Source organism: Wenyingzhuangia gracilariae (assembly GCF_056387575.1).
In genome coordinates this window covers 1,814,547-1,828,261 of sequence record NZ_CM150748.1, presented here as the reverse complement: position 1 = coordinate 1,828,261, position 13,715 = coordinate 1,814,547, and the positions used below count along the sequence as shown (strand labels likewise).

At 31.7% G+C, this 13,715-nt stretch carries 12 protein-coding genes; 4 read left to right on the top strand and 8 right to left on the bottom strand.

Annotated elements, in window-relative coordinates; all coding sequences use genetic code 11:
- The first annotated feature begins 30 nt into the window (after positions 1–30).
- Together bioA and ACY2IJ_RS07975 are read left to right on the top strand one after the other, a co-directional pair.
- Positions 31–1,296: an adenosylmethionine--8-amino-7-oxononanoate transaminase gene (gene bioA, locus ACY2IJ_RS07980; protein WP_476723834.1), complete on the top strand. Its 1,266-nt coding sequence runs from the start codon at positions 31–33 to the stop codon at positions 1,294–1,296.
- 93 nt (positions 1,297–1,389) lie between these two features.
- Positions 1,390–1,587, top strand: a complete 198-nt coding sequence (locus ACY2IJ_RS07975) for a hypothetical protein (RefSeq protein WP_476723833.1) — start codon at positions 1,390–1,392, stop codon at positions 1,585–1,587.
- Positions 1,588–1,594: 7 nt separating this feature from the next.
- On the opposite strand, the gene ACY2IJ_RS07970 is transcribed toward ACY2IJ_RS07975, so the two are convergent.
- The 7 genes from ACY2IJ_RS07970 to ACY2IJ_RS07940 form a co-directional block, all read right to left on the bottom strand.
- Entirely contained in the window at positions 1,595–2,767 is a 1,173-nt protein-coding gene (locus tag ACY2IJ_RS07970) for a class I SAM-dependent methyltransferase (protein WP_476723832.1), read from the bottom strand.
- A gap of 1 nt (position 2,768) precedes the next feature.
- The gene (locus ACY2IJ_RS07965; protein WP_476723831.1) at positions 2,769–3,851 is read right to left on the bottom strand and encodes an AI-2E family transporter; all 1,083 of its coding nucleotides are present in this window, start codon (positions 3,849–3,851) and stop codon (positions 2,769–2,771) included.
- Entirely contained in the window at positions 3,829–4,431 is a 603-nt protein-coding gene (locus ACY2IJ_RS07960; RefSeq protein WP_476723830.1) for an acyl carrier protein phosphodiesterase, read from the bottom strand. The genes ACY2IJ_RS07965 and ACY2IJ_RS07960 overlap by 23 nt, the downstream gene beginning before the upstream one ends.
- Before the next feature lie 85 nt (positions 4,432–4,516).
- Positions 4,517–5,635, bottom strand: coding sequence for a DNA polymerase III subunit beta (dnaN, locus tag ACY2IJ_RS07955; protein WP_476723829.1), 1,119 nt, complete (start codon positions 5,633–5,635; stop codon positions 4,517–4,519).
- Positions 5,636–5,748: 113 nt separating this feature from the next.
- A complete protein-coding gene (gldG, locus tag ACY2IJ_RS07950) occupies positions 5,749–7,377 on the bottom strand; it encodes a gliding motility-associated ABC transporter substrate-binding protein GldG (RefSeq protein WP_476723828.1) in 1,629 nt (542 codons plus the stop codon).
- Entirely contained in the window at positions 7,370–8,089 is a 720-nt protein-coding gene (locus ACY2IJ_RS07945; RefSeq protein WP_476723827.1) for an ABC transporter permease subunit, read from the bottom strand. Before ACY2IJ_RS07945 ends, gldG begins: the two co-directional genes overlap by 8 nt.
- A gap of 19 nt (positions 8,090–8,108) precedes the next feature.
- Positions 8,109–8,933, bottom strand: a complete 825-nt coding sequence (locus tag ACY2IJ_RS07940) for an SAM hydrolase/SAM-dependent halogenase family protein (RefSeq protein WP_476723826.1) — start codon at positions 8,931–8,933, stop codon at positions 8,109–8,111.
- 105 nt (positions 8,934–9,038) lie between these two features.
- On the opposite strand from ACY2IJ_RS07940, the gene ACY2IJ_RS07935 reads away from it, so the two are divergent.
- Positions 9,039–9,986, top strand: coding sequence for a PhoH family protein (locus ACY2IJ_RS07935; protein WP_476723825.1), 948 nt, complete (start codon positions 9,039–9,041; stop codon positions 9,984–9,986).
- A gap of 120 nt (positions 9,987–10,106) precedes the next feature.
- Positions 10,107–11,054 (top strand): phosphoribosylaminoimidazolesuccinocarboxamide synthase, encoded by a 948-nt coding sequence (locus ACY2IJ_RS07930; protein WP_476723824.1) that lies wholly within the window; start codon positions 10,107–10,109, stop codon positions 11,052–11,054.
- 50 nt (positions 11,055–11,104) lie between these two features.
- On the opposite strand, the gene ACY2IJ_RS07925 is transcribed toward ACY2IJ_RS07930, so the two are convergent.
- The gene (locus ACY2IJ_RS07925) at positions 11,105–13,690 is read right to left on the bottom strand and encodes a right-handed parallel beta-helix repeat-containing protein (protein ID WP_476723823.1); all 2,586 of its coding nucleotides are present in this window, start codon (positions 13,688–13,690) and stop codon (positions 11,105–11,107) included.
- Positions 13,691–13,715: the final 25 nt, after the last annotated feature.

The following is a 13,715-nucleotide window of genomic DNA, read 5'->3' as shown; positions in this document are numbered from 1 at the left end:
ATTGATTATTTTAGCATAAATTTTTTAAAAATGAGCTTAACTAAAAGAGATCAGAAACATTTGTGGCATCCGTTAACACAGCATAAAATGACTCCAGATCATTTGGCAATTGTAAAAGCCAATGGGGTTTATTTGTATGATGAGTATGGAAATAAATATATAGATGCGATTTCTTCTTGGTACACATGTGTGTACGGACATTGTCATCCACATATGGTACAAAAAGTAACAGAGCAAGTGGCTACAATGGATCAAATTGTATTTGCTGGTTTTACACATCCTGCAGCTGTAGAAATGTCAGAAAAACTGATAGAAATTCTTCCGAACAATCAGCAAAAAATATTTTTTTCAGACAATGGTTCTACTACCGTAGATATTGCCATTAAAATGAGCTTGCAATACCATTTTAATCAAAACAAGAAAAAAACAAAAATAATAGCATTTGAAAATGCATTTCATGGAGACACTTTTGGAGCTATGTCTGTTTCTGGTTTAGATGTTTATAATGGTCCTTTTGCAGATGTAGTACTCAAGGTAGATAGAGTTGAGGTTCCTAATGATGCTAATTTTAAAGCTGTTTTTACGGCATTTAAAAAAATAATAGCCTCAGAAGAAGTGGCCTGTTTTGTTTTTGAACCTTTGGTGCAGGGAGCAAATTGTATGCAAATGCATAAAGCCAAATATTTAGATGAATTAATAGCATATGCACAGCAACACAATGTAGTGTGCGTTGCCGATGAGGTAATGACTGGTTTTGGAAAAACGGGAACTTATTTTGCATCGGATAGGTTAAAGTACAAACCAGATATATTGTGTTTGTCTAAAGCCTTAACAGGAGGAATGATTCCTATGGGGTTAACAACTTGTACTCAAAAAATTTATGATGCTTTTTATGCCGATGAAATTTCGAAAGGTTTTTTTCATGGACATACATATTCTGCAAATCCGATAGCTTGTAGTACAGTAATTGCTAGTGTGGAGTTGTTACAATCTAAAGAAATACAGGAGGGAATTAAATTTATAGAAGAAAGACACCAACAGTTTGTAGAAACTTATAAAAATCATTCTAAGGTTAAAGATATTAGAACGATAGGGGTAATTTTAGCAATAGATTTAGATATAGAGATGGACAGATATGGAAAAGATAGAAATGCTATTTTTAAATTTTTTATGAATAAGGGTGTGTTCTTAAGGCCTTTGGGAAATACACTATATGTAGTTCCTCCTTATATTATTAAGAATCAGGAATTAACTACGATTTATGATTTATTGTCCGAATATTTTAACAAATGCTAGGTTTTGTTGAAATTATCATAAAACTACTCGGGTTAACTATTAGTTAACATATGTTTATCTAAAAAGATGTATATTTACGCAAAAAAATAGATAATGAGAAAATATATATCAATAATAGCAAATGAAAGCGTGTTTGCAGCTATGTTAACAGCTACTATGATTTTATTGGTTTTTTTAATAAAGCAACAAGAGGGTTCTAGAGTTAATAGAAGTTTTGTAAAAAGTAAACTAACAGAAACGAATTACAAAACAACATTTAATCAACATAATGTTTTGTTAAAATCTAAATAACAGAATATTAAATTTTATCACAAAGAAGAACAATTTGTTCTTCTTTTTTGTTGGTGGTAAAAAATAAATAAATATTTCCTCCTTCTTTAATACCTGTTTTTTTACGAATGTTAGCTACGCTTTCTTTAAAATTTCTAGTAGTAATGTTCGCTTTTTTATGAGGTAATTTTTTTAAAAGTTGCTTTTTGTTATAAGGTAGTGTTTCTAAAACCTTAAATTTTCTTCCCGGAAATTCAATTTCAATATCAGAAGTATATAAGTGGGAATGTTTGTGTAGTTTTTTTAAAATATAAATTTCAGAAACGGCATCAAAACCACCCGATTTTAAAATAGCACTGTTGGGCTCGTACAAATAATTTAAAGGTTCTGATAGCGTTGCTTTATATTCCTGTTGATATTGAAATTGAAAACAATCTGTGGTTGTGTGAATGTTAATCGCATTAATTTTAACAGTTCCTAGGTATTCTTTTTCTACATGTACCAAAACTTCTTTAACTTCATTCTGTAACGCAATTACAAAAATTTCTTTTACAAAGTTCAATTCGTTTATACAGTTAGTAATATCAAGTAAAGGAGAGTTTTTGATAAGGATATTGTTAGTCTTTTCTAACAAAGCATCTAAATGTTTCGGAATGTTGGGCAAGCAATCTTTTAGTAAAAATACTTTACCTTTTATATCGTTTCTTCTAGAAGGGTCTACATAAATCCAATCGTAGGTTTTGTGATGATCTAATATGTATTGAATACCATCACCCTGAAAGCATTTTATATTTTTAGTTCCAAATTGCTGTAGGTTGTGCTGTACAATATCAGAAAGTTCTGAGTTTAGTTCACAATGAGTTACTTCTTTAAAATGCATAGAAAACGCTTTGCAGTCTACTCCATAACCTCCTGTAATATCTATAATAGTATTGCCATTTACCAAATTGTTTTTATAGGCTGCAGTAGCTTCTGATGAGGTTTGTTCTATATTTAATTTGTTAGGATAATAAATGTTTGAAGTTTGAAACCAAGTGGGCAGTTTTTTTTCGCACTTTTTTTTGGCCTCTATTTGTTCTATAAGCTCTAAAGTAGAAATATCAGAAAACGGACTCCCTTTTAAAACCAGTTGAGTAATGTCTGTTTTTAAGTTCTGATTGATGAATTTTTGCGCTTTGGGTAAAAGAATAGAAGGATTCAAATTAAAAATCTTTGGTTAATAATTTTACAGCTTTGTATTTGTTAAAAAACTCCTTAGCTACAACTTTAATAGCGGTGTATGCAGGAATAGAAACAACCATTCCTATAATACCAAACAAACTTCCAAAAATCATAATTACTAAGAAAATTTCTAAAGGATGAGATTTTACGCTTTTTGAAAAAATTAAAGGCTGACTGATAAAATTGTCAATTAATTGAGCTGCTAAATATCCTCCCATAATGTATAGCGAATTGGGTAAAATTTCAGTCTGAAAATCTAAATTTAAGTTGCTTGTAGTTGCCAAAACAAACATAATTAATCCACCAATTAAAGGTCCTATGTAGGGAATTAAATTGAACAACGCACATAAAAAAGCAATAATAATGGCATTTTCTATGTTAAAAACACTTAAAATAATACTGTAAATAGCAAACAGTACAGAAATTTGAATAACCAAGCCAATAAAATATCTAGACAATAAATCTTTAATAGTTTCTATAGACCTAGCCGCATGAATAATATGTGCTTTGGGAATAAAAGCATATGTTCCTCTAGATAATATTTTAGAATCTAACATAAAGAAAAAAGTAATAAACAAAACAGAAAATAAGCCCATGCTAAAAGAACCTATTTTACTTAGAATAATATTTAAAATATTGGGAATGTTTTTTAAACTAGGAAGAAAATCTATGTTTTTAGTTTTTTCTAAAATATCAATATCATGGATTAATAAGTAATCATTTACTTCGTTACTTAATTGTTCTATATTGTTTTTAAATGCATTAGAGTTTAGCAATGCTAAGTTCTGACTTTGTTTGCTGATTAACGGAGTAAAAGCATTTAAAATAAGCAATGTAAATACACTGTATATTAGAATAGAAATAACAACAGCCAAAGTATTGTTTAGTTTTAGTTTTTGCGTTAAAAATTGAACCGCTGGTCTAGAGATTAAAGCAAGTACTGCCGATATGATAATGTAAACAATAATGGTTTGTATTTGAATAAAAAACCACACTAAGAATACGATTCCTGTTAAAATAGCAATGGTTCTTAAAAGTCCGTTACTTAATGTTTTTGCATTCATAATTTTGTAAATATTGCAAACTAAAAATTTTAAGTTCCTTAAAAAAAGAAATAAAATCTTGTTCTAAAGTGATGTAATTTTCTTGTAAATCCACAATAGCTTCATTCATTTTAGAATGTCCTTTGGTTCTTACATTCATATCGTGTAGAATACTTGTAATACCAGGTATGCTATGGTACATATATAACCAATTTTGTTGGGTCATGTACGGAAGTAAATATTGTGTTTTTTCGGGTAAAATATCAAAATTGTCTTGTAGTGTTTTATACACTCCTTGACTAAATTTTTGTAAAGGTATTTTGGAGTATTGATGCCAGTTTTTGGCTAAAAAATGATCGTATATCAAATCTATAATCACCCCTTTATACAATCTGTATTTAGGATCCAATCTTCTTTTGCTTTGCCTAAAAATAGGATGAGTATCTGTAAACGTATCTATAGCTCTGTGCATTTGAATACCAAATTGTATGTCTTTGGAGAAATGACTGAGTTTATTTCCTTTAATACTATCTGCAATAAAATTACCTATAATGATTTCTTTATTAGCACCCGCTAAAAATAAATGCGCAAGAAAGTTCATAATCTGTAAGTTTTGCAGTAAAGGTAAATAAAAAGCGTTTCACAAAAATGTGAAACGCTTTTTTAATATGTTTAAAGAAATAGAATTAGTTGCTTAACATAACAGGCATTACTAACATGGTAATTTCTTCTCCTTCTTCGGTACCATCGGCAGGGGTTAAAATTCCTGCTCTGTTTGGTAAAGACATTTCTAATTGTACGTTGTCCGATGATAGGTTGTTTAACATTTCTGTTAAAAAACGTGAATTAAATCCAATTTCTAAATCGTCTCCTTGATAATCACAGTTTAAACGTTCGTTGGCTTTGTTAGAAAAATCAATATCTTCTGCAGATATATTTAATTCTGTACCTGCCATTTTTAAACGAATTTGGTGTGTTGTTTTGCTAGAAAAAATAGATACACGTTTGGTAGAGTTTAAAAAAGACCCTCTAGAAATGTTTAATTTATTAGGGTTTTCTTTAGGAATTACCGCATTGTAGTTAGGGTATTTTCCATCAATTAATCTACAAATTAAAGCTACGTTGTCAAACGTAAACTTAGCGTTAGATTCGTTATATGATATAGAAACTTCTGTGTCTGATGTTGCTAAAATTCCTTTTAAAATGTTCAAAGGTTTTTTAGGCATAATAAACTCAGCAGCTTCTTCTGCTTTAACATCTGTACGTGTATATTTTACCAATTTATGAGCATCGGTAGCTACAAAAGTTAAGTTGTCTGTTCCAAATTGGAAGAAAACTCCACTCATTACTGGTCTTAAATCATCGTTACCTGTGGCAAAAATAGTTTTAGAAATAGCGTTTGCCAACACATCTGCTGGAACTATGGTGGTGCTTGGGTTTTCTAATGCTACTGCTTTAGGAAATTCACTACCATCAAAATAAGGCATTCCGTAGTTTCCTTGTTCTGATGTAATTTCTACCTCGCTAGCCCCCTCAATTTTAAATGTCAAAGGTTGGTTTGGCAAAGTTTTTAAAGTGTCTAATAATATTCTTGATGGTACAGCAATAGCCCCTTCATTATCAGATTGTACTTCAATTGTAGTAGACATTGTAGTCTCTAAATCTGAAGCAGATATTTTTAGTTCGTTTTCGCTTAGTTCAAATAAGAAATTATCTAAAATAGGTAAGGTGTTACTTGTGCTAATAACACCACTTAAAACTTGCAATTGCTTTAACAATTGAGAGCTAGATACTATAAATTTCATAGGTTATGTTGTATGTAATTATACATTATTAGTAATAGCTAATATAGTATGAAAACAGAATGTATCCAATAAATCTTTTAAACATAATTAAGCAAAGTGTTAATAACCTTTGCTTAATATTTGTGTTTTCTGTAATAATAAATACATCCTCCAAAAATGGCAAGTATTGTTAACGGAAGGCTAGTGTTTATGAATTGCCATTTTGTTTTTTCTTCAAAAGCTTTGGGTTGATTAATTTTATCTAAAGTAATTTGTTTGGCTTTTAACTGAATAAGACCAGAATCGTTTAATAAATAATAGATTGTATTCATTAAAAACTCCTTATTTGCATAGTACATATTGGTCCATTTGTCTAGTCCTAGTTCTAAGGGTTTGCCTTTGCTAATTTGATTGGTACTAATATCTCCATCTGCAATAACAACCATTTTTCCTTTATTTGTTTGGGTTATAAAGTTGTTTTTGTAGGGTTTGATTCTGTTTTTGTAGGCTGATGTAAAATTATTTTCTAACAACACACCTATAATTTTAGATCCAGCATTGTAGGTTTTAATGTTAGAGCTTTGAGTAATACTCGATAGTTCTATATAATTAGGAACCGAAGTTATTTTACTAAAGTTGGAACTTTGTAGAAGTACAGTTTTGTGAACAGAGGATTTTAAAGTATCAATACTATTAACAAATTCTAGTTTAATGTCTCCAACGTTTTGATTGATTACATGTTGGTTGTTGGTTTTTAATACAGGATAATAGTCCCACAAAAATTCATCAAACTGAGTTTTGTTACCTATGTTTCCAACAGCCAATGGTATTTTAGCTGCATACAAATCTCGTACTAAGTGTTTTTGAATTCTAACCCCATAATTAAATAGGTAATCTGTTAGATTTAAATCTCGTTGATATGCCAACACTTTTCCGTTTTGCATTAAACTATCTTTAGGAGTGTGTACTAGATCTAGCAACCAAAGACATTTTCCTCCGTTAAGAGTGTATTGGTCTAAAGTAAATTTTTCTTCTTCGGTAAAAGCTTCTGTGGGTTTGCTAATAATAGCCAAATCAAACTTTTGTAATTGTAATAGTGTTTTTAAAGGTTGTTTGGTAACAGAATCTAAAGTAAAAGGAGCTAAATAATAATGTTGACCTAAGGTTTTTAAAAAATCATATTGATAAATATCTTCTAATTGGCCATTTCCTTTTAGAATAGCAATTTTTTGCTGTTTTTGTGCAATAACTTTTTGAATGTTGTTGGCAAACGTAAATTCTAAATTTTGAATAGAGTTTTCTATTTGTGTGTTCTGATCGTTAAAAGAGGAGTTTTTTAACAAACTAACAGTAGCTGTTTTAGATCCAGATTTTACAATTGCCCATGGAAAAATAATACTTTCAGAAATTTTACCATCTTCTTGAACCGTTAATTTGCTAGGAGTTAAACCTTGCTTAATTAGTTGTGCTTGATTTTTTTTAGGATTGATAAAACGATAATGTATGTGCGAATTATATGTTTGTATTTCTTTTAAAAAATATTGAGTTTCATGGTTTAGTTTCTCAAAATCAAAAGGTAAATCTCCCGTTAAATAAACATTAATATACACATCTTGTTCAATTGTTTTTAAAAGGTTTTTTGTTGGGTTAGATAGTGAATATCTTTGGTCTTTGGTAAAATCCCATCTATAATTTAGTTGATATGCAAAAAACTGAATCAACCCAAAAATTACGAACAAGAAAACGTGTTTTTTTCTAATCATGATCTAGCTGTAATTTAGTAAGTCCTAAAAACAAAAATGAGATACTTGCAAAGTAAAGGATGTCAGAAACGCTAATAACTCCTCTTGTTAAATTATCAAAATGATAGGGGATTCCTATATAATTCCAACCATAATTTGTGGTTTCGTTCAGGTTTTCTATGGCAGAAAATCCAAAGTATAGAATTAAGTTGATGAAAACACTAAGAATAAAAGAGGCTATGTTGTTTTTGGTGTAAATAGAGCAAAATAATCCAATGGCAATATAGCTAGCAGCTAGTAAAAACAATCCAATATATGAAGTAAATGTGCTTCCTAAATCTATGTTTCCAACAGGGTTTCCGAGTTTGTAAACACTGTATACATAGACAAGTGTAGGAAATAAGGCAATAGCAATTATGGTTAGCTGGGCAAAAAACTTTCCAAGAACAATTTGATGATTGGTAATGGGGAGTGTTTTTAAAATTTCTATGGTTCCGTTGTTGTATTCATCTGCAAAGCTTTTCATAGTAATTGCAGGAATTAAAAAGGCAAAAATCCAAGAGCAATTGTTAAAAAATGTAGAAATACTAGCAAACCCAGTATAAATTACGTTGCTGTAACCTTTAAAAATCCAAAGGAGTAGTGTGTTTAAAATTAAAAAACAAGCAATCATAAGAAAACCTACAGCATTGCTAAAAAAGGACTGAATTTCTTTGTTAAAAATGGCAATCATTTGCAAGTGCGTTAGGGGTTTAAAATTCTATGCTAATACTACTTCTATAATCTAAACCTAATAAGGTAGAAGCTCCTCCAACGGTTTGTAAATTACTTTTGTAAATAGCAATTTCTAAATAATTTCCAGAGTTAAACAATGCCATTTTTGTTCCAGGTGCATTTCTTTGGTTTACAGGCAAATCAAAATTTACAATATCGCTATATTTACTATATACTTTTTTAAAAGTATATCTACCAGCAGAAATCATACAATCTCTACCTTTTCCAACAGAGTAAAACAATTCTTTGGTAATGTTTGTGATTACATTTCCATAGTTGTCAATATAAATAACAGAACCTAAAATTTTACTTTCAGAAATGGTTTGGGGCTGTAGTTCTACCATTTTTTTAATTTCAGACAAAGGTCTACCTACCACCTCTAGCGTTCCGCCTCTGGCAATATGGCATGCCACGTTCACAAACACATCTAATACAGAAAAACTGGTTTCAACTCGGTCGTGTATGTTAATTTCTACAATTTTTGTAGGGTTGATTTCAGAAGCAATTAAAGACATAATTCCATTGTCTGGACACACAAAATAATGACCATCTAACAAAAGGGCAATGTGTTTGTTTTCTGGAGTCATTTCAGAATCTACTCCTACAATATGTATGCTTCCTTTAGGAAAACTTTTATATGCGTTTTTTAAAATATAAGCTGTTTCTGTAATGTTAAACGGAGATATTTCATGAGAAATGTCTACAATAGTAGTTTCTGGAAACAAATTGTATATGGCTCCTTTTACTGCAGATACAAAATGATCTTTTCTTCCAAAATCAGTAGTTAGAGTAATGAATGCCATATATGGAAACTATATTAACGTTTTGTGAATTATTCTAAGCAAATTTACAGAATTGTAAATGATAATTATGTACTTTGTAAAGCAATTTATAAACAGATTAAAAGCTTGAACGAACGTTTAATTACCCTAGAGGAAATCAACCCAATAGACTTTTTTGGGCCTAATAACTCTCATATCAATTTGATCAAATCTTATTATCCTAAATTAAAATTGGTGGTAAGAGGAAATCAAATAAAAGCTTATGGAGAAGCAATTTTATTAGATGAATTTGAAAAAAGAATTGAAGTATTAGTTAATTATTTGGCAAAATACAACAAGTTAGATGAAACTAGTATAGAGCAATTGTTGTTGTCTTCTCAAATAGAATTGCAAAAGCAACGTGCTAAAGATGATGTATTGGTGCATGGTGTAGGAGGGAATTTAATAAAACCTCAAACAGACAACCAGCGCAATATGGTAAAAGCCATGACCACTAATGATATGTTGTTTGCTGTAGGACCTGCCGGGACAGGAAAAACCTACACGGCTGTTGCCATGGCTGTTAGAGCTTTAAAAGAAAAAGAGGTTAAAAAAATTATTTTAACAAGACCTGCGGTAGAATCTGGAGAAAATTTAGGTTTCTTACCTGGCGATATGAAGGAAAAACTAGATCCTTACATGCAACCTTTGTACGATGCTTTAAGAGATATGATTCCTGCAGAACGCTTGGCATCTTATATGGAAAAAGGAGTGATACAAATAGCTCCTTTAGCTTTTATGCGTGGTAGAACCTTAGATAATGCTTTTGTAATTTTAGATGAGGCACAAAACACAACGCATCAGCAAATGAAAATGTTTTTAACCCGTATGGGAAAAAGAGCCAAATTTATAATTACCGGAGATCCAGGACAAATAGACTTGCCAAGAAAACAAGTGTCTGGGTTAAAAGAAGCCTTGTTGGCTTTAAAAGAAGTAAAAGGAATTGCTCAGGTCTATTTAGATGGAAAAGATGTCATTCGTCACCGTTTGGTAAAAGAAATTATTACAGCTTATAAAAGTATAGAAACGGAGTAAAATAAAGAGATAATAGTTTAAGAGCTAAGTTTTAGAAAGTAAATTAGAATAAAAGTCTTGATTCTAGATTTTAGATACTTGATTCTAAATACCTATTTTTGCAACAAATTAAATTCCGAGATGAGTAACACAATTAACGATACCAACTTTAATTTTCCAGGGCAAACAGCTATTTATAAAGGAAAAGTTCGTGAGGTTTATACGGTAAACGAAAAATTAGTCATGATTGCTTCAGACAGACTTTCTGCCTTTGATGTGATTATGCCAAAACAAATTCCTTATAAAGGACAAATTTTAAATCAAATAGCTGCTAAAATGTTAGAAGCTACCAAAGATATTTGTCCAAACTGGGTATTGGGAACTCCAGATCCTAACGTAACTGTTGGTTATGCTTGTGAGCCTTTTAAAGTAGAAATGGTGGTACGTGGTTATTGTACGGGTCATGCTTGGAGAACCTACAAAAGTGGAGAAAGAGTGCTGTGTGGAATTACCATGCCAGAAGGATTAAAAGAAAATGATAAATTTCCAACACCAATTATTACACCAACAACTAAGGCAGATTTAGGTGATCATGATGAAGATATTTCTAGAGAAGCTATTTTGTCTAATGGAATTGTGTCTGAAGAAGATTACAAACAATTAGAAGCGTATACGTTGGCTTTGTTTAAAAAAGGAACAGAGTTGGCAGCGGAAAGAGGATTGATTTTAGTAGATACGAAATATGAATTTGGTAAAACTGCCGATGGTAAAATTGTGGTAATTGATGAAATTCATACACCAGATTCTTCTCGTTATTTTTATGCAGAAGGATATCAAGAAAGACAAAACAACGGAGAGGCTCAAAAACAATTGTCTAAAGAGTTTGTTCGTCAGTGGCTGATAGAAAATGGATTTCAAGGAAAAGAAGGACAACAAATTCCTGAATTAACAGATGAAAAAATAGAAGAAATTTCTAATAGATATATTGAATTGTACGAGCAAATTACAGGAGAAGATTTTGTAAAAGCAGACATTTCTAATGTGTTAGAAAGAATAGAGAAAAATGTTACTGACTTTTTAAAAGCGTAACTTTTACAAATTATAAAAAAGCCTCAAACTAATCGTTTGAGGCTTTTTTTCTAGTTTTTAATCACTTTTAGTACGGTAGGTTTGTTGCTCACAACTTTTACAAAATAGACTCCCGGAGGTTGATTTTTTATGGTTAACGGAATTTGACCATTTGTAATGGTGCAGGTTTTAGATTGAATTAATTGAGACTGTACATTGTAAATTTCTACAGGAACCTCTCCATTGCTAACAGGAACCGTTATATAAAACTCCCCAAGTGTTGGGTTAGGGCTAACTTTTGCATTGCTGTAGTAATCTATAGAATTTACAGACAGACCTTCGCAATTTGGTTCAGAAGCTATTTTTACGACATCTCCTTGGTTTACCGGGATTTCTATAGAGGTAGATGAAGTTTCAAGAACCAATTCATCATTTACAGAAATTTTATACGGAGGTGTACCATTGTTAATTTCAATAGCGTAAGTCCCATTGCTTTTTAAAGAAGATTCAACATTAATGCTTGAACTTTCTTCTATTTGAACATTAAAACATTGTTGTTCTGTTTTTCCTTGTAAAGAAATACACAAATCATAATTGTTAGGTTCTAAGTTTGTTAGTGTAATTTCTTTGGTAAAAGCGTTAGTTTGTCCATTAAAAGTTACGCTGTAATTCTCAGTAATATCAGCAGAAATAGTTATTTTTCCATTGTTTTCGTTTGGACAGGTTTCTGAGTATGAAGTAATAGTGAATTGAGAATCAAAAACTGTCCATGCTTCTCCTTCACCTGTATCTTCAATAGCATTAATACCTGCTGTCCACCTTGTTCCACCACGTTCATAAGCACCAATATCAGGACTAGAACCTTTGTAAGGTTTGGTAAAGCCACTAATAATAGGAGCTGCATCAATTAAAGAGCTACCTGCGGATGGCATGAAATTTAAATTTTCTGTATTTTCAAAAGGAGAATCTGTAAAAATAGGACTGTTCTGAATGTCAAACTCACTGGCTCCTGTACCTGTGTGCCAACTCCCCGTGTTTGCGTAATTGTTGTAAATTTTATTATTAGGTTGGCTATAACCATTTACCCAAGAATCCATTGCGGTTTGAGCATTCCATATGGTATTGTGATAAAAATCTAAATGAGTATTGTTCCAGTTTACTTGGTAACCAGACCAAGATACATTCCAAATTACATTGTGATGCACAACATATCCTTTGCTATTGTTGTCTAAATAAATACCAGCTGCTTTGGCAGGATCGCTTGGGTTGTGTGAGTAAGAAGGAGCAGTTGCATCATGAAACCAGTTGTGGTGAATTTCATTGTTTTTAAGGCTGCTATTTCCCACAGTGTAAAAAATGCCAGAATCACTATTTATTATTTGAGAGTGAGATACATCGTTATAAGCTACTTCGGAATCCGTACCTGCTACATACATACCATCTCTACCAGTGTTATAAATGGTGTTTTTAAGTATTTTCATTCTGTCTCCACTCGTTCTTATAGGAGATGCGTGTATACCAACATAATCTGTATTGCTAATAGTATTTCCTTCTATGGTACAATCATCAGCTGCCCATCCAGAAATTACAATACCACTTACAGAACTGTGGTTAATGGTACATCCTTTTATTAAGGTAAAGTCTCCCAAGACTTCTATAGATGCTTCTCCAACTTGAGCTCCAGTATTGGTAAGTGAATCGTGACCTTCGCTACCATGGGTTACGGTACAGTTGATAATTTGGTTGTAATCAGCTCGGTTGTGAATTTTAATAGCTCCTCCAAAAAAATGAATGCCTTCTAATTTTATATAATCACCGTTTAATTCAGCAGCATATTTTCGAGTAGCGTATTTTACGGTACCATTCGTAGGGGTGTTTCCGTCAGCAGGCTGAAAGTACAAGGTTTGATTGGTAGAATCGTAATACCATTCTCTAGCATAATCTAAGGCCTCTAACTTATCAAACAAATACATTTGTCCTCTTTGGTTGCCTGGGTAATTTCTCCAGGTGGTAGGATTGTGGGGGCTAAAGGGCCATTTGTTAATGTCTACTTCGGTAAAATCAATTCTAGAAGTAGTGCTGGCTGTAATGGTTCTGGTCCAGCTGGCACCAGAATGGGCACCTAAATAATAAACCAATCCGCCTGTCCAATTTATATTAGGAATGTTATTGGCTGTAAAGTGGGTGCCATCACCTCCGGTAACAGGAGTACAATTTACTGTCCAACGGTTATTGTCTATGTTGTTTGGCCATCTGGCCAAATCCATAAATTCATTATGGTGATAAACAGCTCTAAATCTTTTCTCTATATTCATGTTTACAGAGGTTTTGTAAATAGAGCCGTTGTGTGGTTGCCAATTGTTTAAACTTTTGGTAACGTTAACCTCTACTTTTTCACCATCAGCAGCTTTAAACGTTAGGTAGTTATTGGCAGTTCCGTTTTTAGTGATGTTAAATTCATCTTCGTAAACACCAGCTCTAATAATACATACATCTCCAGCAGACATTACAGAAATGGCTTTGCTAAAAGTTTTATAGGGATTGGTGATAGAACCGTTATTACTGTCGTTACCATTGGTAGAAATATAAATAGTTTTTCCAAAAACAGTAGCGCTAAAAATAAAGGCAATTAGAATAAAATGTAATTGTATTTTCATTTAAAAACAGAGTAATGTGTATTGG

Coding starts and splice junctions, on each gene's coding strand:
- bioA (WP_476723834.1), top strand. CDS start 31: ATGAGCTTAACTAAAAGAGATCAGAAACATTTGTGGCATCCGTTAACA.
- ACY2IJ_RS07975 (WP_476723833.1), top strand. CDS start 1,390: ATGAGAAAATATATATCAATAATAGCAAATGAAAGCGTGTTTGCAGCT.
- ACY2IJ_RS07965 (WP_476723831.1), bottom strand. CDS start 3,851: ATGAATGCAAAAACATTAAGTAACGGACTTTTAAGAACCATTGCTATT.
- ACY2IJ_RS07960 (WP_476723830.1), bottom strand. CDS start 4,431: ATGAACTTTCTTGCGCATTTATTTTTAGCGGGTGCTAATAAAGAAATC.
- dnaN (WP_476723829.1), bottom strand. CDS start 5,635: ATGAAATTTATAGTATCTAGCTCTCAATTGTTAAAGCAATTGCAAGTT.
- gldG (WP_476723828.1), bottom strand. CDS start 7,377: ATGATTAGAAAAAAACACGTTTTCTTGTTCGTAATTTTTGGGTTGATT.
- ACY2IJ_RS07945 (WP_476723827.1), bottom strand. CDS start 8,089: ATGATTGCCATTTTTAACAAAGAAATTCAGTCCTTTTTTAGCAATGCT.
- ACY2IJ_RS07940 (WP_476723826.1), bottom strand. CDS start 8,933: ATGGCATTCATTACTCTAACTACTGATTTTGGAAGAAAAGATCATTTT.
- ACY2IJ_RS07930 (WP_476723824.1), top strand. CDS start 10,107: ATGAGTAACACAATTAACGATACCAACTTTAATTTTCCAGGGCAAACA.
- ACY2IJ_RS07925 (WP_476723823.1), bottom strand. CDS start 13,690: ATGAAAATACAATTACATTTTATTCTAATTGCCTTTATTTTTAGCGCT.